At 71.7% G+C, this 25,196-nt stretch carries 28 protein-coding genes; 15 read left to right on the top strand and 13 right to left on the bottom strand.

Annotation, left to right across the window (positions count from 1 at the left end; all coding sequences use genetic code 11):
• Positions 1-23: 23 nt before the first annotated feature.
• From DRV84_RS09170 to DRV84_RS09145, 6 genes are all read right to left on the bottom strand, one after another.
• Complete coding sequence (locus DRV84_RS09170; protein WP_115979585.1) at positions 24-509, bottom strand: (2Fe-2S)-binding protein; 486 nt, start codon at positions 507-509, stop codon at positions 24-26.
• A gap of 36 nt (positions 510-545) precedes the next feature.
• Positions 546-1,076, bottom strand: a complete 531-nt coding sequence (locus DRV84_RS09165) for an SRPBCC family protein (RefSeq protein ID WP_115979584.1) — start codon at positions 1,074-1,076, stop codon at positions 546-548.
• Between the two features lie 229 nt (positions 1,077-1,305).
• On the bottom strand, positions 1,306-2,475 hold the full coding sequence (locus DRV84_RS09160) for an acetate/propionate family kinase (RefSeq protein ID WP_115979583.1): 1,170 nt from the start codon (positions 2,473-2,475) through the stop codon (positions 1,306-1,308).
• Positions 2,472-3,860, bottom strand: a complete 1,389-nt coding sequence (locus DRV84_RS09155; protein ID WP_115979607.1) for a bifunctional enoyl-CoA hydratase/phosphate acetyltransferase — start codon at positions 3,858-3,860, stop codon at positions 2,472-2,474. The genes DRV84_RS09160 and DRV84_RS09155 overlap by 4 nt, the downstream gene beginning before the upstream one ends.
• Before the next feature lie 90 nt (positions 3,861-3,950).
• Complete coding sequence (locus tag DRV84_RS09150) at positions 3,951-4,673, bottom strand: RlmE family RNA methyltransferase (protein ID WP_115979582.1); 723 nt, start codon at positions 4,671-4,673, stop codon at positions 3,951-3,953.
• Positions 4,674-4,795: 122 nt separating this feature from the next.
• Positions 4,796-5,908: a Ppx/GppA phosphatase family protein gene (locus DRV84_RS09145; protein ID WP_115979581.1), complete on the bottom strand. Its 1,113-nt coding sequence runs from the start codon at positions 5,906-5,908 to the stop codon at positions 4,796-4,798.
• 178 nt (positions 5,909-6,086) lie between these two features.
• Here DRV84_RS09145 and DRV84_RS09140 point away from each other — a divergent pair, with 178 nt between their 5' ends.
• From DRV84_RS09140 to DRV84_RS09125, 4 genes are all read left to right on the top strand, one after another.
• A complete protein-coding gene (locus DRV84_RS09140; RefSeq protein WP_115979580.1) occupies positions 6,087-6,383 on the top strand; it encodes a virulence factor in 297 nt (98 codons plus the stop codon).
• A 28-nt stretch (positions 6,384-6,411) separates the two neighbouring features.
• A complete protein-coding gene (locus DRV84_RS09135) occupies positions 6,412-7,347 on the top strand; it encodes a methylenetetrahydrofolate reductase (protein WP_115979579.1) in 936 nt (311 codons plus the stop codon).
• A 17-nt stretch (positions 7,348-7,364) separates the two neighbouring features.
• Positions 7,365-8,333 carry a methyltetrahydrofolate cobalamin methyltransferase gene (locus DRV84_RS09130; protein ID WP_115979578.1) on the top strand — a complete coding sequence of 323 codons (969 nt, stop codon included), beginning with the start codon at positions 7,365-7,367 and terminating at the stop codon, positions 8,331-8,333.
• 126 nt (positions 8,334-8,459) lie between these two features.
• Complete coding sequence (locus DRV84_RS09125; RefSeq protein WP_420852971.1) at positions 8,460-8,894, top strand: DsrE family protein; 435 nt, start codon at positions 8,460-8,462, stop codon at positions 8,892-8,894.
• A gap of 135 nt (positions 8,895-9,029) precedes the next feature.
• Here DRV84_RS09125 and lpdA read toward each other — a convergent pair whose 3' ends face one another.
• The 4 genes from lpdA to queA form a co-directional block, all read right to left on the bottom strand.
• The gene (lpdA, locus tag DRV84_RS09120; protein WP_115979577.1) at positions 9,030-10,424 is read right to left on the bottom strand and encodes a dihydrolipoyl dehydrogenase; all 1,395 of its coding nucleotides are present in this window, start codon (positions 10,422-10,424) and stop codon (positions 9,030-9,032) included.
• A gap of 69 nt (positions 10,425-10,493) precedes the next feature.
• A complete protein-coding gene (locus tag DRV84_RS09115) occupies positions 10,494-11,075 on the bottom strand; it encodes a DUF924 family protein (RefSeq protein WP_115979576.1) in 582 nt (193 codons plus the stop codon).
• Between the two features lie 110 nt (positions 11,076-11,185).
• The gene (locus tag DRV84_RS09110; protein ID WP_115979575.1) at positions 11,186-12,457 is read right to left on the bottom strand and encodes an MFS transporter; all 1,272 of its coding nucleotides are present in this window, start codon (positions 12,455-12,457) and stop codon (positions 11,186-11,188) included.
• A gap of 108 nt (positions 12,458-12,565) precedes the next feature.
• Positions 12,566-13,615 carry a tRNA preQ1(34) S-adenosylmethionine ribosyltransferase-isomerase QueA gene (gene queA / locus DRV84_RS09105; protein WP_115979605.1) on the bottom strand — a complete coding sequence of 350 codons (1,050 nt, stop codon included), beginning with the start codon at positions 13,613-13,615 and terminating at the stop codon, positions 12,566-12,568.
• A gap of 282 nt (positions 13,616-13,897) precedes the next feature.
• Here queA and DRV84_RS09095 point away from each other — a divergent pair, with 282 nt between their 5' ends.
• The 4 genes from DRV84_RS09095 (at position 13,898) to DRV84_RS09080 (ending at position 17,251) form a co-directional block, all read left to right on the top strand.
• A complete protein-coding gene (locus DRV84_RS09095) occupies positions 13,898-14,353 on the top strand; it encodes a peroxiredoxin (RefSeq protein ID WP_115979573.1) in 456 nt (151 codons plus the stop codon).
• Entirely contained in the window at positions 14,353-15,165 is an 813-nt protein-coding gene (locus tag DRV84_RS09090) for a ferritin-like domain-containing protein (protein ID WP_115979572.1), read from the top strand. The genes DRV84_RS09095 and DRV84_RS09090 overlap by 1 nt, the downstream gene beginning before the upstream one ends.
• Before the next feature lie 180 nt (positions 15,166-15,345).
• Positions 15,346-16,656 (top strand): M23 family metallopeptidase, encoded by a 1,311-nt coding sequence (locus DRV84_RS09085; protein WP_115979571.1) that lies wholly within the window; start codon positions 15,346-15,348, stop codon positions 16,654-16,656.
• The gene (locus DRV84_RS09080; protein ID WP_115979570.1) at positions 16,646-17,251 is read left to right on the top strand and encodes a bactofilin family protein; all 606 of its coding nucleotides are present in this window, start codon (positions 16,646-16,648) and stop codon (positions 17,249-17,251) included. The genes DRV84_RS09085 and DRV84_RS09080 overlap by 11 nt, the downstream gene beginning before the upstream one ends.
• Positions 17,252-17,614: 363 nt before the next feature.
• Here DRV84_RS09080 and DRV84_RS09075 read toward each other — a convergent pair whose 3' ends face one another.
• Positions 17,615-18,199, bottom strand: a complete 585-nt coding sequence (locus DRV84_RS09075; protein WP_115979569.1) for an HNH endonuclease — start codon at positions 18,197-18,199, stop codon at positions 17,615-17,617.
• Positions 18,200-18,403: 204 nt separating this feature from the next.
• Here DRV84_RS09075 and DRV84_RS09070 point away from each other — a divergent pair, with 204 nt between their 5' ends.
• The 6 genes from DRV84_RS09070 (at position 18,404) to grxD (ending at position 21,012) form a co-directional block, all read left to right on the top strand.
• The gene (locus DRV84_RS09070) at positions 18,404-18,844 is read left to right on the top strand and encodes a VOC family protein (protein ID WP_115979568.1); all 441 of its coding nucleotides are present in this window, start codon (positions 18,404-18,406) and stop codon (positions 18,842-18,844) included.
• Between the two features lie 167 nt (positions 18,845-19,011).
• On the top strand, positions 19,012-19,590 hold the full coding sequence (locus DRV84_RS09065; RefSeq protein WP_115979567.1) for a YqaA family protein: 579 nt from the start codon (positions 19,012-19,014) through the stop codon (positions 19,588-19,590).
• Complete coding sequence (locus DRV84_RS09060) at positions 19,587-20,057, top strand: disulfide bond formation protein B (protein ID WP_115979566.1); 471 nt, start codon at positions 19,587-19,589, stop codon at positions 20,055-20,057. Before DRV84_RS09065 ends, DRV84_RS09060 begins: the two co-directional genes overlap by 4 nt.
• 83 nt (positions 20,058-20,140) lie before the next feature.
• Positions 20,141-20,383: a BolA/IbaG family iron-sulfur metabolism protein gene (locus DRV84_RS09055; protein ID WP_115979565.1), complete on the top strand. Its 243-nt coding sequence runs from the start codon at positions 20,141-20,143 to the stop codon at positions 20,381-20,383.
• A gap of 6 nt (positions 20,384-20,389) precedes the next feature.
• The gene (locus tag DRV84_RS09050; protein WP_115979564.1) at positions 20,390-20,653 is read left to right on the top strand and encodes a hypothetical protein; all 264 of its coding nucleotides are present in this window, start codon (positions 20,390-20,392) and stop codon (positions 20,651-20,653) included.
• The gene (gene grxD, locus DRV84_RS09045; protein WP_115979563.1) at positions 20,650-21,012 is read left to right on the top strand and encodes a Grx4 family monothiol glutaredoxin; all 363 of its coding nucleotides are present in this window, start codon (positions 20,650-20,652) and stop codon (positions 21,010-21,012) included. The genes DRV84_RS09050 and grxD overlap by 4 nt, the downstream gene beginning before the upstream one ends.
• A 3-nt stretch (positions 21,013-21,015) precedes the next feature.
• Here grxD and DRV84_RS09040 read toward each other — a convergent pair whose 3' ends face one another.
• Complete coding sequence (locus tag DRV84_RS09040; RefSeq protein WP_338052693.1) at positions 21,016-21,612, bottom strand: nucleotidyltransferase family protein; 597 nt, start codon at positions 21,610-21,612, stop codon at positions 21,016-21,018.
• 61 nt (positions 21,613-21,673) lie between these two features.
• Positions 21,674-24,082, bottom strand: coding sequence for a GcvT family protein (locus DRV84_RS09035; protein WP_115979562.1), 2,409 nt, complete (start codon positions 24,080-24,082; stop codon positions 21,674-21,676).
• 189 nt (positions 24,083-24,271) lie between these two features.
• On the opposite strand from DRV84_RS09035, the gene DRV84_RS09030 reads away from it, so the two are divergent.
• A complete protein-coding gene (locus DRV84_RS09030) occupies positions 24,272-25,183 on the top strand; it encodes a DMT family transporter (RefSeq protein WP_115979561.1) in 912 nt (303 codons plus the stop codon).
• Positions 25,184-25,196 lie beyond the last annotated feature (13 nt).

Raw genomic sequence — 25,196 nt, 5'->3', positions numbered from 1 at the left:
CTTCACGCCTCTCCGGGCGGCGCTCACTCGGCGGCGATACGCTCCGCATCCTGCCCGCTGGCGGCGAGCACCGCCTTGACGATGTTGTGATACCCCGTGCAGCGGCAGATGTTGCCCTCGAGGTAGTCGCGGATCTCCGCTTCGCTCGGGCGCGGGGTCTCGTCCAGCAGCGCGGCGGCGGACATCACCATGCCCGGCGTGCAGAAGCCGCACTGCAGCCCGTGGTGATCCTGAAATGCCTGCTGCACCACGTTGAGCGAGCCGTCGGCATTCGCCATCCCCTCGATCGTGCGCACCTCCGCGCCCTCGGCCTCCAGCGCGAACATGGTACAGGCCTTCACCGCCCTGCCGTCGACGTGCACGACGCAGGCGCCGCACTGCGAGGTGTCGCAGCCCACGTGCGTGCCGGTGAGGCCGAGCTCCTCGCGCAGGAACTCCACGAGCAGCGTGCGGCCCTCCGCCTCGCCCTCGGCCGCCTCGCCGTTCACCGTCATGCTGACCTTGGTCATCCAGTCCTCCCTACCGTCGCATGTCGCCGGCGCCCGTCAGGCCCCGGCCTCGCCCTTCACCAGCCGCTTGAACCAGCCCTTCTTGCCGCCCGTGCCCTCGGCCGCCTCGGCCTCCTCCGGGTCGGCCGGCCCCTCGATCGCCTCCTGGAAGCGCTCGAAGAACTGATCGGCCATCTTCTTGGCGAAGCCGTCGATCACGCGCGAGCCGAGCTGCGCGAGCTTGCCGCCGACCTTCGCCTCCACCTCGTAGGAGAGCCGCGTGCCATCCTCGGTCGGCTCGAGCGTCACGTCGGCGCCGCCCTTGGCGAAACCCGCCGCGCCGCCCTTGCCCTCCCCGGCGAGGTGCAGGCTCTCGAGGTGCTGCATGTCCGAGATCGTCACCGTGCCCTTGAAGGTCGCCTTCACCGGGCCGACCTTCTGCGTGACGCTCGCCTGGAAGCCCTCCTCGGCGTCGCCCTCGAGCTCCTTGCACCCGGGCACCGAGGCCTTCAGAACCTCCGCGCTCAGAAGCGCCGCCCAGACGGTCTCGCGGTCGGCGCGGATCTCCCGGCTGCCCGTCATGTGCATCGCGTCGTCTCTCCCTGCTGCGCCGCGCGCGGCCGGCGCGGCCCGCTCTTCGGTGAAGTCGTAGCGCAGAAGGCGCGCCCGCGTCAGCCCTTTTCCGTCGCCGCACCGCAGCGCGGGCCCGGCAGGGCGCCCCGCCCATCATCTTGGCGGAAATACTCCGGGGGAGTCGCGCCGGCAGGCGCGGCGGGGGCAGAGCCCCCGTTCCGCCGGCTCGGCCGGGCACCGGCGCTCAGCCCAGCGCGGCGGCCGCGGCGCGGGCGATCACGCGCTCCTCGTCGGTCGGGATCACCAGCACGCCGACGTCGCCGCCCGCGTCGATGCGCGCCGCGCCGGCCTCGTTCGCCGCCGCGTCGAGCGCGACGCCGAGCCAACTCATCGGCGCGCAGACCTCGCGGCGCACGCGCGCCGAGTTCTCGCCGATGCCTCCTGTGAAAACAATGCCGTCGAGCCCCTCCATCGCCGCGGCCATCGCGCCGATCTCGCGCCGGATGCGGAAGGTGAAATAGGCGATCGCCTCGTCGGCGCGCGGATCGTCCGAGGCCTCGAGCGTGCGCATGTCGTTCGAGATACCCGACAGGCCGAGGAGCCCCGAGCGCTTGTAGAGCATCCCCGTCACCTCGGCCGCCGACATGCCCTCCTGCTCGATCAGGTGGAGCACCACGCCGGGGTCGAGCTGGCCGACCCGCGTGCCCATCGGCAGCCCGTCGAGCGCGGTGAAGCCCATGGTGGAGGCGACCGAGCGGCCCTGAACCATGCCGCAGATGGACGCGCCGTTGCCCAGATGCGCGACCGCGACGCGGCCCGCGTGCAGCGCGGGGTGCGCCCGCGCGAGCTCGCCCGCGATGTAGTCGTAGCTCAGCCCGTGGAAGCCGTAGCGCCGCACGCCGCGGTCGTAGAGTTCGCGCGGGAGGCCGAAGACGTCGTTGACGAAGGGGTGATGGCGGTGAAAGGCCGTGTCGAAGCAGGCGACCTGCACCGCCTCGGGAAAGGCCGCGCGCGCTGCCCGCACCCCGGCGAGGTTGTGCGGCTGATGAAGCGGCGCGAAAGGCTCGAGCTCGGCGAGCCGGGCGAGCACGGCGTCGTCGAGGCGCACCGGCGCGTCGTGATCCTGCCCGCCGTGGACGACGCGATGGCCCACGGCGGCGATGCCGGCCTCGGGGAAATGCTCGCGCAGCATCGCGAGCGCGGCGTCGAGCGCGCCTGCGTGATCGGCTCCGCCCTCCCCCAGATCGCGGGTGCCGAGCGTCGCGCCCGCACCGTCCTCGAGGGTGAGCGCCGCCGCGCCGCCGATGCGCTCCACCGCGCCCGTCGCGCGGACCTCGGGCTCGGCCGCGGCGGTGAAGAGCCCGATCTTGAGCGAGGAACTGCCTGCGTTCAGCGTCAGCACATGGTCGGTCATTCGGCGCCCCCCGTCAGCCTGCGGTGATGCAGCGCCGCCACCGCGCAGGAGGCGAGCCGCGCCATCTCGTCGTCGGCGCGGCTGGTGAGCACGATGGGCGCGCTCGCCCCCGCCACGACGCCCGCCGCCTCCGCATGGGCGATGAAGGTCAGCTGCTTGGCGATCATGTTGCCCGCGTCGAGATTGGGCGCGATGAGCACCTCCGCGCGGCCCGCGACGTCCGATTCGCCGAGCCCCTTGGTCCGCGCCGCGCCCATGTCCACCGCGTTGTCCATGGCGAGCGGCCCCTCGACGTAGCCGCCGGTGATCTGCCCGCGGTCGGCCATCTTCGACAGGAGCGCCGCGTCCATCGAGGAGGGCAGCGCCGGGTTCACCGTCTCGATCGCCGAGAGCACCGCGACGCGCGGCGGCTCGATCCCGATGGCGCGCGCCACCTCGATCGCGTTCTGCACGATGTCCGTCTTGCAATCGAGATCGGGCGAGATGTTGATCGCCGCGTCCGAGACCAGCAGCGGATGCGGCAGCCCCGGCACGTCCATCACGAAGACATGGGTGAAGCGCCGCCCGGCGCGCAGGCCCTGCTCCTTGTCGAGCGCCGCGCGCAGCAGCACGTCGGTGTGCAGATGCCCCTTCATCAGCCCGCCCGCGCGCCCCTCGCGGACGAGCGCGACCGCGCGGCGCGCGGCGGCGGCGTGGTCGGCCTCGTCGTGGATCTCGAAGCCGGAGATGTCCTCGCCGGCGGCCTCGGCCACGGCCTCGATCCTCCCGCGCGCGCCCACGAGGATCGGCGTGATCAGCCCCCGCCGCGCGGCGAGCGCGGCACCGCCGAGGGCGTTCTCCTCCTCCGGTGCGACGACGGCCATGGGCAGGGGCGGCAGGTCGTCGGCCTGCCGCATCAGCGCCTCGAAATGGCGATGACGCTGCACGATCAGCCCCGGCAGGTCCTTGTCGTCGTAGGAGAGCTTCTCGCGCGGGGCCTCGACCACCGCCTCGCCGCGCATCACGAGCGCGTCGTCGGCCACGCGCCGCACCTCGGTCTCGAGCGTCACGGTGCCGTCGTCGGCGTTCTTGGCCGTCACGGTGACCCGGCTCAGAAGCTCGTCGCCGGCCTCCGCGCGGTCACGGAATTCCAGCGTCTGGTGGCGATAGAGCGTCCCCGCCCCCGGCAGCAGGTTGCCGAGCACCGCCGAGACGAGCGCGCCCACGAACATCGAGGGCACGACCGGCTCGCGCGGGCCGGGGCCGTCCGGGTCCTGAATGTGCATCGGGTTGTGGTTGCCCGAGACATTGGCGAAGATCAGTAGGTCGTCGAGCGTGCAGAGCCGCGTGAGCTCCGCGCTGTCGCCGATCTCCAGGTCGTCGAAGGTCTTGTTCTCGAGGTGCATCCCGGTCTCCGCATCCGTCGTGCTGCCCTGCAGCATGGGACATGACGCCGGGGATAGAAACCCCGTGTCACGCGCGGATGACGGGGCCGCTCAATCCTCCGCCCCGCGGCCCCGGAAGCCCGTGGCGACGACGAATTTCTCGGCGCTGTCGGCGCGCGAGGCGGGCGGCTTGACGTTGGCGACCTTGTCGAAGCGGCGCTTGAGCTCCGCCTGCAGCCCGTCCTCCGCGCCCCCGGCGAGGACCTTGGCCACGAATGTGCCCCCCTCCTCCAGCACGTCGAAGGCGAGCGCGGCGGCGGCCTCGCAGAGCGCGACGATGCGCAGGTGGTCGGTCTGCCGATGGCCCGAAGAGGCGGCGGCCATGTCCGACATCACCACGTCCGCGCGGCCGCCGAGCCAGCCCTTGATCGCATCGTCGGCCCCCTCCTCCATGAAGTCGAGGCGATGCACCTCGGCCCCCGGGATCGGCTCGACCTCCTGCAGATCGACGGCGAGCACGCGGCCCTCGGCCTTGCCCGGCTTCTCGCCGAGGGCGTTGACGCGCGCGACGGCGACCTGGCTCCAGCCGCCGGGCGCGCAGCCCAGATCGACCACCCGCGCCCCGGGCACGAGGAAGCGGTACTTGTCGTCGAGCTCGAGGATCTTGAAAGCGGCGCGGCCGCGGTAGCCCTCGGCCCGGGCGCGCTTGACGTAAGGGTCGTTGAGCTGGCGCTGTAGCCAGCGCGTGGACGACGGCTTGCGCCCGCGCGCGGTGCGCACCTTGACCTTGAGATCGCGCTGCCCGCGCCCCGAGTTTCCGGCTTTCTTCGGCATCTCTTCCCTCACCCATCGCGGGAGATTTTTCGTACGAAAAATCTCCACGCTGCGCCACGCGGCCGGGTGCGAATTTTCGTACGAAAATTCGCGGCCTCTGACGAGCACCCCTCCGGCGCGCGTCAGACCGGCGAATCCTCCAGCACCCCGTCGGCCGACATCTGCGCGTAGAGAAGCCCCTCGCGCAGCCCGCGGTCGGCCACCGACAGCCGGTCCGTCGGCCAGAGCCGGAGAAGCGCCTGCAGGATCGCCGCGCCGGACATGATGAGCGCCTGCCGGTCCTGCCCGATGCGCGGATCGCGCCGCCGGCCCACCGGCCCCATCGCGAGGTAGTCGCGGATCACCCGGTCGATCTGGTCGGAGGTCATGCGCAGCCCGTCGACCTTCGTGCGGTCGTAGCGCCTGAGGCCGAGGTGGCTCGCCGCGACGGTGGTGACCGTGCCGGAGGTGCCGATCACCTGGAACCCGGCGCGGGTCTGTTCGTCCTTGTAGGGCGCGAATTCGGCGAGGTTTTCCTCGAAGAACCAGCTCATCAACGCGTAGCGCGCCGCGTCGTCCTCGACGTCGCGGAACTGGTCGCGCAGCGTCGCCACGCCGAGCGGCACGCTGATCCAGTCCACGACCTTGGCCGCCGGAAAGGGGCTTTCGGGCGGGTGGAAGCCCGCGTGCAGCCGCATGATGGCGCGCGGGCGCTCCCGGTTGGGCACCGACGAGAGGTCGATCCAGACGAGCTCGGTCGAGCCGCCGCCGATGTCGACGACGAGGAGCTGCTCGGTCTTGGTGGAGACGAGCGGCGCGCAGGAGATCACGGCGAGGCGCGCCTCCTCCTCGGGCTCGATGATCTCGAGCGTGAGGCCCGTCTCGCGCTGGATGCGGCGCAGGAACTCCGGGCCGTTCTGCGCGCGCCGGCAGGCCTCCGTCGCGACGAGGCGCATGCGGCGCACGTCGTGGCGGCGGATCTTCTGCTGGCAGATTCGCAGCGCCTGCAGCGTGCGCCGCTGCGACGCGCGGCCGAGCGCGCCCGTCCGCTCCAGCCCTTCGCCGAGCTGGACGGTCTTCGAGAAGCTGTCCACCACATGGAACTGCCCGCCCTTCGGCTGGGCGATCAGCATGCGGCAACTGTTCGTGCCCAGATCGAGCGCAGCATAGAGCTCCGCCGGATCGGGCGGTCGGGGCGCGGGGCTTTCGACCGGGACCGGGAACGCGCCCGCACCGTCGGGACGCCTGGGCGCCATGTCTCACGCCCTCCGGATACAAAGTTGTCATGAAGATACGTGCGCGGGGCGGATCGAACAAGGTGCCGCGCATCTTTTCGGCCCGAGTCGCTCGGCGACGCACAGGAGTCGAAATCAGACCGGGCCGCGCCCGGTCCGTGACGTAGAGAGGTGACGAGATGGGAGGAGAATCACCGCGATGCCCGAGGTGACAATCGTTTACTGGCGCGACATTCCCGCGCAGGTCATCGTCGGCAAGGGCCGGCGCGGCGCGAAGCGCGCCCTGCCCGAGCGCTTCGAGCAGGCGATCGACCGCGCGGCGATGAAGATCGGCGCGCGCGACAGCGACGCCTATCTCGCCGAGTGGCGCAAGGCGCCCCCCTACCCCGCCGAGGGCGACCCGGCGGAGGTCGCCGACGCCGAGGCCGCGCGCCTCGAGGCGACCTACGATCCGGCCCGGCTCAGGGCGCTCATCGACAACGACGGATGGGCCTGACGGCCCGATGCCATGGAAGGAGGCCCTGATGGCGATTCTCAACTTCCCGAAGCGCGGCGCAGGGGCGCCGGGGCCCCGGAACCCCGAGATCGAGGCGATGCTCGCGGGCTTCTCCATCGAGGTGATGCCGCGCACCGCCGCGCGCGTGGAGGATTTCCGCGCCCTGCTGCCCGCGGGCACGCGCGTCTACATCGCGCACATCGAGGGCACGCCCATCGCCGACATGGTCGCCACCGCCGCGCGGCTGCGCGCCGAGGGCTTCGAGCCGATGCCGCATTTCCCCGCGCGCATCATCCCCGACCGCGCCACGCTCGCGGACTGGATCGCGCGCTATCAGGGCGAGGCCGGCGTGCGCGAGGCGCTGGTGCTCGCCGGCGGCGTCGCCACGCCGCACGGGGCCTTCGACTCCTCCATGCAACTCCTCGAGACCGGGCTCTTCGACGCGCACGGCTTCGGCCGGCTGCACGTCGCGGGCCACCCGGAGGGCAACCGCGACATCGACCCCGGGGGCGGCACCCGCGAGGTGGACGCGGCGCTGCGCTGGAAGCAGGCCTTCGCCGACCGGACGGACGCCGAGATGGCGATCGTCACGCAGTTCGCCTTCGAGGCCGGCCCGATGGTGGCCTGGGCCGAGCGGCTCGCGGCCGAGGGCATCCGCATGCCCGTCCACCTCGGCATCGCGGGGCCGGCGAAGCTGCAGACGCTCATCAAGTTCGCCGTCGCCTGCGGCGTCGGCCCCTCCCTCAAGGTGCTGCAGCGCCGGGCGATGGACGTCTCGAAGCTCGTCAAGCCCTTCGAGCCGACCGAGCTGGTGGCCGATCTCGCCGCGCGCCGCGCCGCCGGGCAGGCGACCAACATCGAGGCGCTGCACCTCTTCCCGCTCGGCGGCATCCAGGCCGCCGCCGACTGGCTCGCCGCCCATGGCGGCGCCGCGGCCCGCCCGGCCGCCCGCGCCGCCGTCTGACCCCGGAAAGGACCCACATGACCCGCACCCTCGTCGCCTCCAAGTCGAAGACCGTGACCATCGGCTTCGACGAGCCCTTCTGCGTCATCGGCGAGCGCATCAATCCCACGGGCCGCAAGAAGCTCGCCGCCGAGCTCGAGGCGGGCGACTTCTCCACCGTCGAGAAGGACGCGCTGGAGCAGGTCGCCTGCGGGGCCATGGTGCTCGACGTCAACGCGGGCGTCGTCTACAATTCCAACCCCAACCCGAACGAGACCGAGCCGCCCCTGATGCGGCGCATGATCGAACTGGTGCAGGGGCTCGTCGACGTGCCGCTCTGCATCGACAGCTCCGTCCCGGCCGCGCTCGAGACCGGGCTCTCGGTGGCCGAGGGGCGCCCGCTCGTGAACTCCGTCACCGGCGAGGAGGAACGGCTCGAGGCGATCCTGCCGCTGGTGAAGAAATACGACGTGCCCGTGGTGGCGATCTCCAACGACGACACCGGGATCAGCGAGGACCCGGAGGTGCGCTTCGCCGTGGCGAAGAAGATCGTCGAGCGCGCGGCCGACCACGGCATCCCGGCGCACGACATCGTCGTCGATCCGCTGGTCATGCCGGTGGGCGCGATGGCGACCGCCGGGCGGCAGGTCTTCACGCTGGTGCGTCGCCTGCGCGAGGAACTCGGCGTCAACACCACCTGCGGCGCCTCCAACATCTCCTTCGGGCTGCCCCACCGCCACGGGATCAACGCCGCCTTCCTGCCGATGGCGATCACCGCCGGCATGACGAGCGCGATCATGAACCCGGTGCGCCAGGTCGAGATGGAGGCGATCAAGGCCGCCAACTTCCTGATGAACAACGACCCCAACGGCGGCGAGTGGATCCGCTTCGCCAAGGTGCTCGACGTGGTGGCCGAGGGCACGCCCTTCCCCGACGCCGCGCGCGCGGCGCAGGCCGCGGGCGGCCGCGGCGGCGGCCGGCGCGGCGGACGCCGCCGCAGCGCCTGAGATCGGGCCGGGCGCCCGGGCCGGCGCGGAGCATCGCCCCCTGCGACAGGATATCGTATTCCAAATCTCATATACATCTATAAGGTGGCCAGCAGGAAACGCGCCCCTAATCCGAAAGGACGTCACATGATCCGCAAGACCCTCGCCGCGGCCGCCGCCGCCGCGACGCTCGCCGCTCCGGCCGCCGCCGAGATGGAGGAGACCCTGGTGACCGTCGTCACCTCGCCCGAGCCGCAGACCCAGCTGATGAGCATGGTGCTCACCATGCAGGCCGTGCAGAAGGGCGTCGACGCGCGCATCCTGCTCTGCGGCCCGGCCGGCGACATGGCCCTCGCCGAGGCGCCCGAGAGCGCCACCGCCCCGCAGCCGCCGCGCGACATGAGCCCGCAGGGCCTGCTGAAGGCCGCGATCGAGAACGGCGCCACGGCGGAGGTCTGCGCGATCTACCTGCCCGGGCGCGGCGAAGGGCCCGAGGTGCTGATGGACGGCGTCGGCGTCGCAGAGCCCCCGGCGATGGCCGACGCGCTCCTCGCCGACGACGCGGCGGTCTGGTCCTTCTGACCCGCCCCGTCGCCATGCCGCCCCGCCGCGGCGTCCCGCCCTTCTTCTTGGATCGAAATATCCTCGGGGGGTGAGGCCCGGCAGGGCCGAGGGGGGCAGACAGCCCCCCTCCCGCAGCGGCCGTAACCGGCGCCCTCAGTAATGCAGCGCCCGGTCGTGCGCCGCGAGCACCGATTCGTGCATCGTCTCGCTCAGCGTCGGATGCGGGAAGACCGTCTGCATGAGCTCCGCCTCCGTCGTCTCCAGCGTGCGGCCGACGACATAGCCCTGGATGAGCTCGGTGACCTCGGCGCCCACCATGTGCGCGCCCAGAAGCTCGCCCGTCTCCGCGTCGAAGAGCGTCTTGACCAGCCCCTCCGGCTCGCCGAGCGCGATGGCCTTGCCGTTGCCGATGAAGGGGAAGCGGCCGACGCGCACCGCGCGGCCCTGCTCCGCCGCCTGCTCCTCGGTCAGCCCGATGGAGGCCACCTGCGGGTGGCAATAGGTGCAGCCGGCGATCTGGTCCGGCGTCACCGGGTGCGGGTCGCCCCCGGCGATGAGCTCGGCCACCGTCACGCCCTCGTGGCTGGCCTTGTGGGCGAGCCACGGCGCGCCGGCGATGTCGCCGATCGCGTAGAGCCCCGGCACGCCGGTCCGCCCCATGGCGTCCACCTTCACCTGCCCGCGCTCCACGGTCACCCCGGCCTCTTCCAGCCCGAGCCCCTCGGTATTGCCCACGATGCCCACGGCGGAGATCACCGTGTCGAAATCGCGCGTCTCGGTCGCGCCGCCCTGTTCGATCTCGGCCGTCACCCGGTCCGCGTGGCGCGCGAGCGACTTGACCGTCGCGCCGGTGCGGATCTCCATGCCCTGCTTCTCGAAGGCCTTGCGGGCGAAGGCGCTGATCTCGGCGTCCTCGACCGGCAGCACGCGGTCCTGCACCTCGACCACCGTCGCCTGCGCACCCATGGTGTGATAGAAGCTCGCGAATTCCATGCCGATCGCGCCCGACCCGATCACCAGCAGCCGCGCGGGCATGTGCGGCGGCTTCAGCGCGTGGCGATAGGTCCAGACGCGCGCGCCGTCGGCCTCGAGCCCCGGCAGCTCGCGCGCGCGGGCGCCGGTGGCGAGCACGATGTGCGGCGCCTCGAGCACCTCCTCGCCCGCCTCGGTCGCCACCGCGACACGGCCCCCGCCGGCGAGGCGCCCGTCCCCGCGCACCACGGTGACCTTGTTCTTCTTCATCAGGTGATCGACGCCGGAGGCGAGTTGCCCCGCGACCTTGCGCGAACGGTCGATCACCTTGTCGAAGTCGAAATCGAGCCCTTCCGCCGAGAGGCCGAAGTCACCGGCGCGGTGCATCTGGTGATAGAGCTCGGAGGTCCGCAGCAGCGCCTTCGTCGGGATGCAGCCCCAGTTGAGGCAGATGCCGCCTATGTGCTCGCGCTCGACGATGGCCGCCGACAGCCCGAGCTGCGCAGCCCTGATGGCGCAGACGTAGCCCCCCGGCCCCGCGCCGATAACGATAACATCGAAAGACTTGCCCGCCATGTCGCCTCCTGCCGCGTGCGTCCCGGGGACGCTATGCGAAACGCCCCGCGGGAACAATGGCGGGCGGGCTCAGGCGGCGACCTCTTCGAGCCCGCGCACCACCGCGCCGTAGCCGCCCTCGTCGAGGAAGCTCCGCTCCGGGGTGGTGTCGGTCCGGCCGAGCGCCGCGTTGCGGTAGGGGAAGCGCCCGAAGCGGCGGATCACCTCGCGGTGCGCGCGCGCGTGGCGCAGCGTCTCGGCGCCCGTCTCGGGCATCCGCTCGCAGATCAGCCGCACCGAGCGGTCCTGATCGCAGAGGTTTTCCGAATGCATCAGCGGCAGGTAGAAGAACTGCCGCGCCGGCTCGTCGATGCGCAGGTCCCAGCCCCGCTGGATCGCAGACTTCGCCGCGGCGAGCGCGGCCATGTCCGTCTCGAAGGCGCGCGGCTCGCCGCGGAACATGTTCCGCGGGAACTGGTCGGTGAGGATGATGTAGGCGAGCGCGCCCGAGGGATAGGTGAGCCAGAGCGCGAAGCGGCCCTCCGTCGCGCCATCCCACATCCCGAGAAATCGCTCGCGGATGCGGGCGTCGAGGTCGGGGTCGACCTTGTACCATCCCTCCGGCCCCACCTCGTCGAGCCAGAAACCGAGGACCTCCTCCGCGCCGGTCATCCCGTTCTCCCTTGCGTCACGGCTGATTTACACGGTGTCCAGTAAAGGCCCCCGAGCGCCGCGGCTCAACCGTGACCTTTTCACGAATTGCGACAGTTCCGACGCCCCGCTCACGCGCCCGGCTCCGGATTGTCCTGCTCTTCCAGCGCCGTATCGATCGCGTATTCCTGCGCGAGTTCCACGGCGACCGGCGTGACCGTCGGCCCGAGCGGCGCATAGCTGCCCGTTTCTTCGGCAGCCGGCGCCGGACGGCGCGTCATGCGCCAGGCGGCATAGGCCGAGAGCGCGGCGAAGAAGCCCGCGATCGTGGCGAAGAAACCGGCGGGGCCGATCACCTGCATCACCCAGCCCGCCACCAGCGGCCCGACGATGGCGCCCACGCCGTTGACGAAGACGAGCCCGCTCGAGGCCGCGGCCATGTCGTCGGGCTCGAGGAAGTCGTTGGTGTAGGCGATGAGCAGCGAATAGAGCGGGTTGGCCACCGCGCCGATCGTGAAGGCCGCCGCCAGCAAAAGCTCGGTGCGCACGCCGCCGAGCAGGAGGCCGAGCACCGCGCCCCCGGTGCCCAGCGCCGCCAGCGCGAGGATCAGCACCCGGCGGTCCATCCGGTCGGACAGCCAGCCGAGCGGATACTGCAGCACCAGCGCGCCCACGAAGAAGGCCGAGACGAAGACCGAGATCTGGCGCACCGAAAGCCCCGACTCGGCGCCGTAGACCGCCGACATGCCGAACTGCGCGGAAAACACCGTGCCGAGCAGCAGCATCCCCACGAGACCCAGCGGCGAGGCGCGGTAGAGATCGCCGAGCGTCATCCGCTTCGCCGTGCCGAAGGCCGGCGCCGGCGAGACCGACAGCAGGATCGGCGCGAAGGAGATGGAGACCAGCACCGCCGGGATCACGAAGAGGACGAAGCCCGAGGGGTCCGCCACCACCAGAAGCGCCTGCCCGAGGATCAGCCCGATCATCTGCACCAGCACGTAGATGGCCAGCGTCTGGCCCCGCGTCTCGTTGGTGGAGGTGTTGTTGAGCCAGCTTTCCGCGGTCACGTAGACGCCCGAGAAGCAGAAGCCGATGATCAGCCGCCCGATGGACCAGGCCCAGGGGTCGGTGATGACCGGAAAGAGGATCACCACCGCCGAGACCATCGAGGCGAGCGCGGAGAAGACGCGCACGTGCCCCACCCGCGCGATCATCCCCGGCGCCATGCGCGAGCCGCCGAGGAAGCCGCCGAAGTAGGCCGCCATGACGATCGACATCTCGAAGGCCGAGAACCCCTCGATCTCGCCGCGCACGCCGAGGAGCGTGCCCTGCAGCCCGTTGCCGATCATCAGCAGAAGAAGCCCGAGCAGGAGCGCCCAGGCGCTGTTGAGCACGCTCAGCATGATGTCTCCGTCTCCGCGCGGCCTGCGCGCGCCGATCCTGCCACCGGGCGCGCGGGTCCGCGCGTCAAGACGCGACCTGCCGGGTGGGTTCCCGCGACGCGGCGCGCGTCACGCCGGCACCAGGAGCGAGGCGTCGCCGTAGGAGAAGAAGCGATACCGCTCCGCGATCGCGTGGGCGTAGATCCGCTCGATCCGCGCGCGCCCCATGAAGGCGGCGACCAGCATCATCAGCGTGGATTTCGGCAGGTGGAAATTCGTCATCAGCGCGTCGGCGACGCGGAACTCGAAGCCCGGGTAGATGAAGATGTCCGTATCGCCCGACCAGGGCACGACCTCGCCCGACCGCCCCGCGGTCTCCAGAAGGCGCAGCGCCGTGGTCCCCACCGGAATGATCCGCCCGCCCGCGCGGCGGGTCTCGGCGATCTCGGCCGCGGCGGCCTCGCTCACCTCGCCCCATTCGGCGTGCATCCGGTGCTCGGTCACGTCGTCCACCTTCACCGGCAGGAAGGTGCCCGCGCCGACGTGGAGCGTGACGTGGGTCATGCCGATCCCGGCGGCGCGGAGCGCGTCGAGCAGCGTCTCGTCGAAATGCAGGCTCGCCGTGGGCGCGGCGACGGCGCCGGGGCGGCGGGCCCAGACGGTCTGATAGTCCTCGGCGTCCTGCGCGTCCGCCGCGCGGCGGCGCTCGATGTAGGGCGGCAGCGGCATGGCGCCGGCGCGCGCGAGCGCCTCGTCGAAATCCTTGCCCGTGAGGTCGAAGGCGAGAAGCGCCTTTTCCTCCTCTCGCCCCTCCATCCGCGCCGAGAGTTCGTCGGAGAAGCGGATCACCTCGTCGGCCGCGAGCTTCTTCATCGGCTTGACGAGCGCGGTCCAGAGCCCGCCCGCCCGCGGCTCGAGGAGGGTCACCTCGATCCGCGCCTCCGAAGGGCCCGCATCGCCGTGGCGCTGCCGCGTGCCGCTCAGCCGCGCGGGGATCACCTTAGTGTCGTTGAGCACCAGCCGGTCGCCGGGGCGCAGGAACTCGGGCAGGTCGCGCGCCACGGCGTCGGTGATCCGATCGCCCTCGGCCACGAGGAGCCGGGCGGAGGAGCGGGGCCGCGCCGGCCGCGTCGCGATCAGCTCCTCGGGCAGATCGAAGTCGAACTCGGAGAGTTTCATCGCGGCCATCGTCCTGCTGAATCACCCTCGCCGGGCTCGGCCGGAAGATTTCCCCGAACATGCCCGGGGTCAAGGCCGCGCGCGGGCCGATCGGGCGCCCCGGCGCGCGCGCCCGGCCCCGGTCGCGCCGGAGCCCGGTGGCGTCGGTGACGGCGCGTCCGTCGAGCGACGCAGGTTCGAGCGGCCCGGGGCGCGACCGGGTCGCCGCCGCCTCCCGCCTTTCCTCCGTGTGGAATGTCTCTATTATCGCGCGTTGACGCGACATCATCCGAGGAGCCCTCCATGAGCGACACCACCGCGCCCGATTTCACGCTGCCCGTCACCGGCGGGGGCGAGGTCACCCTGTCCGCCCTGCGCCCGGCGCCCGTGGTGCTGTTCTTCTATCCCCGCGACGACACCTCCGGCTGCACGAAGGAATCGATCGCCTTTTCGGGGCTGAAGGCGGAGTTCGACGCGCTCGGCGTGCAGGTCTTCGGCATCTCCAAGGACAGCCTGAAGAGCCACGACAAATTCGCCGAGAAACACGCGCTGACGGTGCCGCTCCTGTCGGACGAGGGCTCGGACGTGGCCGAGCGCTACGGCGTCTGGGCCGAGAAGAAGATGTACGGCAAGACCTTCTGGGGCATCGAGCGCTCCACCTTCCTGATCGACGGCGAGGGCCGCATCGCGCGCGAGTGGCGCAAGGTGAAGGTGCCCGGCCACGCCGAGGAGGTGCTCGAGGCGGCGAAGGCGCTGTGATGCGCCCGCTCGCCGACTGCGCGGCCGAGGTGCTCTCCACCGCCGACGCGGCCGAGAAGACCCGGCTGTCGCGCGCACACGCCGCCGACTGGTTCGCCGCGCGCGCCGCGGGCGAGGTGCCGCCGGTGGGGCGCGCGGATCCGCCCCTGCGGCCCGCGCGCCCCGACCGGCCCGAGCTTCTCGACCCGCGCGAGGTGCCCAAGCGCAAGCCCGGCTCCGCCGAGGGGCGGACGGCCATGCTGCACGCCGTCGCGCACATCGAGCTCAACGCGGTGGACCTGCACTGGGACGTGATCGCGCGCTTCGCGCACATCCCGATGCCGGCGGGCTTCTACGACGACTGGGTGCAGGCCGCCGACGAGGAATCGAAGCACTTCGGGTTGCTGTCGGACTGCCTCGCCGCGCGGGGGGCGCACTACGGCGCCCTGCCCGCCCATGCCGGCATGTGGCGCGCCGCCGAGGACACGGCCGAGGACATCATGGGCCGCCTCGCCGTGGTGCCCATGGTGCTCGAGGCGCGCGGGCTCGACGTGACGCCGGACATGATCGCGCTCTTCCGCCGCCACGACGAGACCGACGCCGTCGCCGCGCTCGAGACGATCTACGCCGAGGAGGTGAGCCACGTCGCCTACGGCTCCAAGTGGTTCCACTTCCTCTGCGGGCGCCACGAGGAGGACCCGAAAGAGACCTTCCACGCCCTCGTGCGGCGCTACTTCAAGGGCGGGCTGAAGCCGCCCTTCAACACCGAGAAACGCGCCGAGGCGGGCCTGCCGCCGGATTTCTACTGGCCGCTCGCCGAGGAGGCGCGCTGAGGCGGCGGCGGGACGCGAATCGGCGGATTTCCGCCAGTTCGGCGCGGTCCGCCATGATGTCGGCCAGATTCAATTAACAAAAAGTTGCCCATCGCGCGGGCAGACGCTAACCAACCGGGCAAGGCGTCGGTTTGGGGAGACCGAACGCCGCGATTGAGACAGGCTCGAGGGGCAGGCTTCGTGCGAACGCAGCTGGCGACACGACTTCATGCGCGGCTTGAGCGCGTTTTTCCAGAGCGACGGCTCTTTCTGAAATCCGACGACGACATGCGTTTCATCCGGCTCCGGCCGGGGACGCAGGCGCTGGCGACGCTCGGCGGAACGCTCGTGGTGGGCTGGACGATCCTCGCCACCGCGATCCTGATGATGGACGCGATCGGCGGCGGCAACTTCCGCGAGCAGGCGCGCCGCGACATGGAGACCTACGAGGCGCGGCTGAACGAGCTCGCCGCCGAGCGCGACACGCGCGCCTCCGAGGCCGCGGCGGCGCAGGCGCGCTTCGACGCGGCGCTGCGCGAGGTCTCGGAGATGCAGTCGGCGCTCCTCGCGGCGGAGACGCGCCAGCGCGAGCTCGCCTCGGGCCTCGAGGTCATGCGCACGCGCCTGCACGAGACGCAGCGCGCCCGCGACGCTGCCGAGACGCGCCTCGCCACGCTCGAACGCGCGATCGAGCGCGGCGACGCCGCGACGGGCGGCGGCGACGGCGCGGAGGCGACGGTCGCCTTCCTGACCCGCGCGCTCGCGGAGACGGCGGCGGAGCGCGACGCGCTCGCGACGCAGGCCGAGGACGCCGAACTGGCCGCCGACCGCATCGCGCAGGAGCTTCGCCTCGTGCAGGACCGCAACGAGACGATCTTCCGCGAACTCGAGGAGGCGATGCTCGTCTCCGTGGAGCCGCTCGACCGGATGTTCGAGAAGGCCGGCCTCGACGCGGACGACCTGCTCGACGAGGTGCGGCGCGGCTACTCGGGCCTCGGCGGACCGGGGCTGCCGGCGGCGATCTCGACGCGCGGCGGCCCGACGCCGCCCGAGGCCGAGCGCGCCGGGCGCATCCTCGAGCGCCTCGACGAGATCAACCTCTACCGCATCGCCGCCGAGAAGGCGCCCTTCGCCCTGCCGCTCGAGGGCAACTTCCGCTTCACCAGCGGCTTCGGCATGCGCTGGGGCCGGATGCACAAGGGCACCGATTTCGCCGCGGCGCACGGCTCCCCGATCTACGCCACCGCCGACGGCGTGGTGACGCACGCCGGCTGGATGTCGGGCTACGGCCGGGTGGTGAAGATCCGCCACGCCTTCGGCATCGAGACGCGCTACGCGCACATGTCCCGCCTGCGCGTGCGCGAGGGGCAAAGGGTCTCGCGCGGGGATCGCATCGGTGATATGGGGAACAGTGGACGCTCTACCGGCACGCATCTGCACTACGAGGTCCGCGTCGACGGCAAGGCCGTGAACCCCATGACCTACATCAAGGCTGCGAGAGATGTTTTCTAAGAGCAAGATCAACGAGCCGGGCCCGAAGGCCGCGGAGTCGTCGCCCGCGCCCGCGCCGGAAAGCGCGCCCGCGCCCCGCTCCGCCGAGTCCTCCGGCGCGGCGCAGAAGCCCAAGCCGTCGCCCTCGGTGCTCTCGTCCGATCTGCACATCACCGGCAACATCAAGACGACCGGCGACGTTCAGGTCGAGGGCACGGTCGAGGGCGACATCCGCGCCCATCTCCTGACCGTGGGCGAATCCGCCACCATCAAGGGCGAAGTCACCGCCGACGACGTGGTGATCAACGGCCGGATCGTCGGCCGCGTGCGCGGCCTCAAGGTGCGGCTGACCTCCACCGCGCGGGTCGAGGGCGACATCATCCACAAGACCATCGCCATCGAATCCGGCGCCCATTTCGAGGGCTCCGTGCAGCGTCAGGACGACCCGCTCGCCACCGGCGAGGGGGCGAAGCCCGCGCAGGGCGGCGGCCAGGCGCAGGGCGGCGGCCAAGCGCAGGGCGGGGGCCAGGCGAAGGCCAAGCCCGCGCAGCAGCAGCAAGGCGGCGGGCAGCAGCAAGGCGGCGGTCAGGGCCAGAAGCAGGGCGCGTCGTCCTGAGCCCCCGGGCGCGCGCCCGACGGGTCGCGCGCCGCGCCGCTCCTTGACAGGGGTGCGCCGCCCGCTGCCGCGTCAGCGTGTCAGCGCGCGCAGCCTGACGCCGGGCGATAGCTCCGCACTGAGGCGCGGCTAGGTGGCCGGTCGCACATCTGCCCTCGCGTGTGGGCGGGCCTCTCTCCCGTGAGCTTCGCCGACCCAGCACGGCCTGACGGAAGGCAAGCGCACAGCTTCGACGCGCCCGCAGTCGCGTCTAGCCCCTCCCCTGCACCACTGCGCGCGCGTCACCCGTTGCCGCATCGCCACCGGGCACCTCCCCTTGCCGAACAGGGCACGTGTCCGAACCGGGGCCGCCCGCGCGCCGGCTCACGCCTCCAGCTCGGCGTCCCAGTAGAGGAAATCCATCCAGCTTTCGTGCAGGTGGTTGGGCGGGAACTTGCGCCCGAGGTTGCGCAGCTCCTCAGCGCCCGGTCGCCGGGGCGGCGTGCGCAGGCGCATGCCCGACTGCCGCAGGCTCTTGGAGCCCTTGCGCAGGTTGCACTTGGCGCAGGCGGCGACGACGTTCTCCCAGCTCGTCACGCCTCCGGCCGCGCGCGGCACCACGTGATCGAAGGTCAGATCGCCCGTCGCGCCGCAGTACTGGCAGGTGAATTCGTCCCTCAGAAAAAGATTGAAGCGCGTGAAGGCCACGCGCTTCCGGGGTTTGACGAATTCCTTGAGGACGACGACCGAGGGTATTCGGATCTCGGTCGAGGGGCTGTGCACCGTCTCCTCGTATTCGGCGACGATGCGCACCCGGTTGAGCCAGACCGCCTTGACCGCCTCCTGCCAGGGCCAGAGCGACAGCGGATAGTAGGAAAGCGGGCGGTAATCCGCGTTGAGCACGAGCGACGGGTGCCGTCGGAGCGCCGCCGGCTCCCTCACGAAGCTCGTTCTGAAATCGCCGTCCATCGCGTCCCGCGCCTCCGCCCAGTCGGCGGCGCGGCGTCCGGCCCGGCCGGTCCGTCGCCCCGCCGCATGCGTCAACTATATCTCGCGTTACCCCGAGGGCAAGCCCCGCAAGATCCGGTGTCGGTCACAGGACCTAGCGCCGCCGTGTAACGTGCCCGTGACGCCGCGCTGACAGGCGCTGCCCGCTTTGCTAGGCTCGATATCATGCACGACGACACCCTCCCCCCGGCGCCGGCCGCCCGCGGCGTTCTGGAGGCCGCGGTCTACGCCCGCGACCTCGACGCGGCGGAGGCCTTCTACGGCGGCACGCTCGGGCTCGCGCGGATCCAGCGGGTGGGCGCGCGCCATGTCTTCTTCCGCGCCGGCGCGCAGGTCGTCCTCGTCTTCAACCCCGACGAGACCGTGAAACCGCCCGGCAATCCGCGGATACCGGTGCCACCACACGGCGCCGAGGGGCCCGGGCACTTCTGCCTCGCCGCGCCCGCGGAGGAGATCGCGGCGTGGCGCGCGCGGCTCGAGGCGGCCGGCGTCGAGATCGAGGCCGATTTCCACTGGCCGAACGGCGCGCGCTCGATCTATGTCCGCGACCCGGCCGGCAACTCGATCGAGATCGCGGAACCGTGGCTCTGGGACACGCTCGGCTGAGCCACCGGCCGGGCGTGCAGTCCGGCCGGGGTGGGAGGGGGGCGCTGCCCCCCTCGGCGGCGGGGCCGCCTCACCCCCCGGAGTATTTGCGCCAAGATGATGGGGCCGCCAGCTTGACCGGCGCGCGGGGGCGTGGTCTGAGCGGGGCGGGGCAGCAGCGGGCCGGGATGATACGGGCGCTTTACGACTGGACGATCTCCATGGCGGAGCATCCGCGGGCGCTCTGGGTGCTCGCGGCGATGTCCTTCGCGGAGAGCTCGGTCTTTCCGATCCCGCCGGACGTCCTGATGATCCCGATGATCCTCGCCGCGCCGCACCGGGCCTGGGCGATCGCGGGGGTCGCGCTCGTCGCCTCGGTGCTCGGCGGGCTCGCGGGCTACGCGATCGGCGCGCTCGCCTACGAGTCGCTCGGGCGTCCGGTGCTCGAGGCGCTCGGCAAGAAGGAGGCGATGGCCGCCTTCAACGCGACGTTCAACGGCGTGGGCTTCTGGGCGGTGCTCGCCGCCGGGGTGACGCCCTTTCCGTACAAGGTCATCACGATCATGTCGGGCTGGACGGGGCTGTCGATGGGCACCTTCCTCGTGACCTCGGTGCTGGCGCGGGGGCTCAGGTTCTTTCTGGTGGCGGCGCTCCTGCGGGTCTACGGGGCGCCGATCCGGACCTTCATCGAGCGTCGGCTCGGGCTGATGTTCGTCCTGTTCGTCGCGCTCCTGATCGGGGGCTTCGCCGTGTTGAGGGTGATGTGACGCGCAACCGTTTGATCCTCGCCGCCGCGGGCGGCTCCGCGCTCCTGCTGGCGCTGGCCTTCGGCTTTCAGCACCTCGGCGGGCTGCCGCCCTGCGCGCTCTGCCTCTGGCAGCGCTGGCCGCATGCGGCGGCGGTGGCGATCGGCGCGCTCGCGCTCGCCGTGCCGGGCGCGCTGCCGGCGCTCTTCGGGGCCGCGGCGGCGGCGGCGACGGGGGGCATCGGGCTCTACCACGCGGGCGTCGAGCGCGGGCTCTGGGCGGGGCCGGAAAGCTGCTCGGGCGGGGCGCCCGTCGGCGATCTCTCGGTCGAGGAGCTGACGGCGCAGATCATGGCGGCGCCGGTCGTGCGCTGCGACGAGGTGGCCTGGGCCTTCGCCGGGCTCAGCATGGCGGAGTGGAACGCGCTCCTGTCCTTCGCGCTCGCCGGGCTCTGGATCGCGGCGGCGCTGCGCGCGTGGAAGGTGTGAGCGCGGGTCACGTTCCCTTGCACGCCTCGCGGGGCGAGATTAAGTCTTCCCCGAAGCGCGACACAGAGGAGGCGGCTGCCCAGATGCCCATCGAGGCGCAAGAGATTGAGACGCTGATCCGCGCGGCCTTTCCCGACGCGAAGGTGACCATCACGGATCTCGCCGGCGACGGGAACCACTACGCCGCCGAGGTGATCGACGAGAGCTTTCGCGGCAAGAACCGCGTGCAGCAGCAACGCGCCGTCTATGCCGCGCTCAAGGAGAAGATGGCCGGATCGCAGGGCGATCTGCACGCGCTCGCGCTGACCACCAAGGCGCCCGAGTGAGGCGGATTGCTCGATTGGCTGCCATGGGTGATCGTCGCCGGATTCGCCACCATCTTCCTCGCCGCCGGCGTGCACGAGTGGCGCCGCCGCCGCGCGCTGGACGCGCCGGAGGACCCGCGCGACGCCTTCACCTTCGACACGGAGGCGCCGAGCTACGAGGAGCCGCCGGCGGAGACGGATGACGACGGGCCGGCGGAGGACGCTTCCGCGGCTCAGGATGCAGGGACGGGCGAGGCGCCCGAGGACACGAAAGGCGAGAGGCGACCATGAGCGACGCCAAGACCCAGATCGACGAGACGGTGAACGCCAACGACGTGGTGCTTTACATGAAGGGCACGAAATCCATGCCGCAGTGCGGCTTCTCCAGCCGCGTCGCCGGCGTGCTAAACTACATGGGCGTCGAGTTCACCGACGTGAACGTGCTCGCCGACGAGGACATCCGGCAGGGCATCAAGGACTACTCCGACTGGCCGACCATCCCGCAGCTCTACGTGAAGGGCGAATTCGTCGGCGGCTGCGACATCATCACGGAGATGACGCTCTCAGGCGAGCTGGATCAGCTCTTCGACCAGAAGGGCGTGAATTACGACAAGCAGGCCGCCGAGAAGATCCGCGAGGCCAACGCCTGAGGCTCAGGCCGGCGCGCCGCGCCAGCGCGCCCAGTCCTCGGGCGTGTCGAGGTCCGTGACCGCGCGCCGCCCCGGCAGCGCGAGGCGGTGCAGCCGGTTCGCGTGCCGTGCGAGCAGGTCGCGCCCGCCGCGGTCGCCGCTGACCTCGGCGAGCTCGCCTAAGAGGTCGGCCGGAAAGATCACCGGGTGGCCGGGCGTGCCATCCGCCGCCGTGGCCTGCCAAATGCCGGGCGCATCGCGGAAGGCGTCGATCAGCGTCCGCAGGTCGGGCGCGTCGATTTCCGGCATGTCGGCCGGGAGGATCATCACGCCAGACATGCGCTCCGGCAGCGCCGCGAGGGCGGCGCGCAGGCTCGCCGCCATGCCTTCGGACGGGTCGGGCACCTGCACCCATTTTACGTCGAGCCCCGCGATGGCGGCGTGCCGGGGTCCCTCCGCCCCGGGCAGGGCGACGCAAACGCAGCGCGTGACCGCCCGCGCCCGCGTCGCGATCAGGGACAATAGCGGGACGCCGCCCACCGGCTCCAGCAGCTTGTCGCGCCCGCGCATACGCGAAGAGGCGCCGGCGGCGGGGATCAGGATCCCGATCTCGTTCATCATCTCCCCGACCACGTGACGCGCCGCAGGGTATCGCGCCCCGTCCGCGCGGTTCAAGGCGCGCTCACCCGCGCAGGCGCGCGCCCTCCGGGTCGAAGAGCGGCGTCTCGAGCATCCGCGCCGGGCGCATCTCGCCGAGGATCTCGATCTCCACCTCGAGCCCCGGCGCGGCCGCCTCAGTCGGGATCAGGCCGAGCGCGACCGCCGTGTCGGCGTGGTGCGAATAGCCGCCCGAGGTGCAGAAGCCCTTGACCTCACCCCCGATCCAGATCGGCTCGTAACCGTGCACGTCGGCGTCGAGCGTATCGACCGCGAAGGGGCGGAGCGTGCGCGCCGCGCCCTCGGCGCGCTCGCGCTCGGCGGCGGCGCGGCCGACGAAATCGACATTCTTCTTCCACGAGATGAAGCGATCCAGCCCCGTCTCCCCCGGCGTGTAGTCGGGCGAATACTCCGCCCCCCAGGCGCCGAAGAAGCGGTCGAGGCGCAGCGACATCATCGCGCGCATGCCGAAGGGCGTCATCCCGTGCGGGCGCCCGGCCTCCCAGAGCGCGGTCCAGAGCGCGCGCTGCGCCATCGGATCGCAGAAGATCTCGTAGCCGAGATCGCCGGTGAAGCTCACCCGCTGCACGAGGCAGTCCACCATGCCGATCGTCACCCGCCGCACGTCCAGAAAACGCATGCCCGAGACGTCGGCGCGCGTCGCGGCCTGTAACACGTCGCGCGCCTTCGGCCCCGCGATCTGAAAGCCGGTGACGCGGTCCGAGACGTTCTCGACCGTCACGCCCTCCTCGAGGTTGTCGAGGAACCAGCGCATGTGGAAGGCCTGCGCGCCGTAGCTCGCGGTCAGGTGGAACTGCCCCTCCTCCACGCAGGAGACGGTGAAATCGCCCCAGAGCCGCCCCTTGGGCGAGAGCATCGGCGTCAGCGCCAACCGCCCCGGCGCCGGGATGCGGCCGGCCATGATCCGGTCGAGCCAGGCGCGCGCCGCAGGCCCCGTGACGCGGTACTTGCCGAAGTTGTGCGTCTCGTTGATGCCGACGGCGCCGCGCACCGCCTGCACCTCGCGCCGCGTCGCCGCCCAGGCGTTGGAGCGGCGGAAGCTCGGCGTCTCGAAGCGCGGCTCGTCGCCTTCCGCGAAGTAGTTGACGACCTCGAGCCCGTACTGGTGCCCCCAGACCGCGCCCATCGCGTCGAAGGTGTCGTACATCGGGGTCTGCCGGAAGGGGCGCGCGGCGGGCAGTTCCTCGTTCGGGTAAGCGACCGAGAAGCGCTTCTGATAGTTCTCGACGACCTTGGGCCGGGTGTAGCCCGGCGTGATCCAGTCGCCGTAGCGCGCCACGTCCATGGCGAAGGTGTCGCGCTCGCACTCGCCCTCGACCATCCACTGCGCGAGCATCAGCCCCACGCCGCCGCCCTGCGAAAACCCCGCCATGACGCCCACGGCGGCCCAGTAGTTGCGCACGTCCGGCACCGGCCCGACGAGCGGGTTGCCGTCGGGGGCGAAGGTGAAGGGGCCGTGGATGACGCTCTTGACGCCGGCGCGCTCCAGCACCGGGAAGCGGCGGTAGGCGAACTCGATGCTGTCGGAGATCTTGTCGAGATCGTCGGGTAGAAGCTCATGCCCGAAGTCCCACGGCGTGCCGTCCACCGCCCAGGGCTTCGCGCGCTGCTCGTAGAAGCCGATGCAGAGCCCGCGGCCCTCCTGGCGCAGGTAGCTTTCGCCCGCCGGGTCCATGACGTGCGGATGTTCCTGATCACGCTCGTAGATCTCGGGCACCTCGTCGGTGACGACGTACTGGTGCTCCATCGGGTGGAGCGGGAAGTAGATCCCCGCCATCTCCCCCACCTCGCGCGCCCAGAGCCCGGCGGCGTTGACGACGTGCTCGGCGTGGATCGTGCCCCGGTCGGTCACCACGTCCCATGTGCCGTCGGCGCGCTGGTTGGTCTCGCGCACCATGCAGTGCGTGACCACCTCCGCGCCCGCCATGCGCGCGGCCTTGGCGTAGGCGTGGGTGGTGCCCGAGGGGTCGAGATGCCCGTCGAGCGGGTCGTAGAGCCCGCCGACGATCCCCTCGGTGTTGGTGATGGGCGCGATCCGCCGGATCTCCTCGGGGCCGACGATGTGGGTGTCGAGGCCCATGTAGCGGTGCTTCGCCCGCTCGGCGAGCAGCATGTCGAAGCGATCCCGGTCCTCGGCGAGCGTCACGCCGCCCACGTGATGCAGCCCGCAGGAGAGCCCCGTGATCTCCTCGAGCTCCTTGTAGAGCCGGATGGTGTAGCCCTGCAGCGCCGCCATGTTGGTGTCGCCGTTGAGCGTATGAAAGCCCCCCGCCGCGTGCCATGTCGAGCCGGAGGTGAGCTCCGAACGCTCGATCAGCATGACGTCGGTCCAGCCGAGCTTCGTCAGGTGGTAAAGCACGCTCGCGCCGACGACGCCGCCGCCGATCACCGCGACCCGGGTGGTGGTCTGCATGGGATGCCTCCGACAGGTTCATCGGGCACCCTCGGCCGCGCCGGGCGGGCTGACAAGTCCGCCCGCGACACCGGATGTCGTTTCCGTGCCGCGCGCCGCGCCCGTGGCGCGCGCCGCCTTCGCCACCGGCGCGCCGGCCCTTCCCCTCGCGCGGGAACGGGCGTATCGGCGGGCGGGGAGGCGCGGCGCATGGCGGAAAACCTGAGGGGCATCCTGTTGATGGTGGGGGCGATGGCCGCCTTCGCGATCGAGGACATGTTCGTGAAATGGATGGGCGCCACGATGCCGCCCGGGCAGATCCTGATGATGCTCGGCGCGGGCGGCGCGGCGGGCTTCGCCCTGCTCGCGCTGGCGCGGCGCGAGCCCCTCGTCTCGCCGGTCTTCTTCTCGCGCGCGGTCGTGCTGCGCAACCTCGGCGAGCTCACGGGCACCTTCGGCTTCGTCACCGCGATCGTGCTGACGCCGCTCTCCTCGGCCTCGGCGATCCTGCAGGCGATGCCGCTCGCCGTGACGCTGGGCGCGGCGCTCGTCTTCCGCGAGCCGGTGGGCTGGCGGCGCTGGAGCGCGATCGGCGCGGGCTTCCTCGGCGTGCTGATCGTGATCCGGCCGGGCACCGCGGCCTTCGAGCCCGCCTCGCTCTTCGCGCTTCTGGGCGTCGCGGGGCTCGCCACGCGGGATCTGGCGACGCGGGCGGTGCCGCGCGCGACCACCTCGGTCGTGCTCTCGGCCTGGGGCTTTTCCATGCTGATCCCGACGGGGGCGGCGCTGCTCGCGCTGACGGGCGGCGCGGCGGTGCCGTCGGGCGCGACGCTCGGCATGCTCGCGGGGGCGGTGCTGCTCGGCGTGGCGGGGTACTGGTCGCTCACGCAGGCGATGCGCATGGGCGAGGTCGCGGCGATCACGCCCTTCCGCTATTCGCGCCTCGTCTTCGCGCTCGTCATCGGTGTGCTCGTCTTCGGCGAGCGGCCCGACGCCTGGACGCTCGCGGGCGCGGCGCTGATCGTGGGCTCGGGGCTCTACACGCTCTGGCGCGAGGCGCGGCTCGGCCGGCGGCGCGCCGCGAGGGCCGCGCCCGCGAGCCCGGGCGCCGCGCCGCGCTGAGCGGAATCCGCGC

Origin of the sequence: Rhodosalinus sediminis (assembly GCF_003385555.1) — a bacterium.
GTDB lineage: Bacteria > Pseudomonadota > Alphaproteobacteria > Rhodobacterales > Rhodobacteraceae > Rhodosalinus > Rhodosalinus sediminis.
The sequence above is the reverse complement of the archived record's forward strand: the minus strand, read 5'-3'. Positions and strand labels throughout refer to the sequence as shown.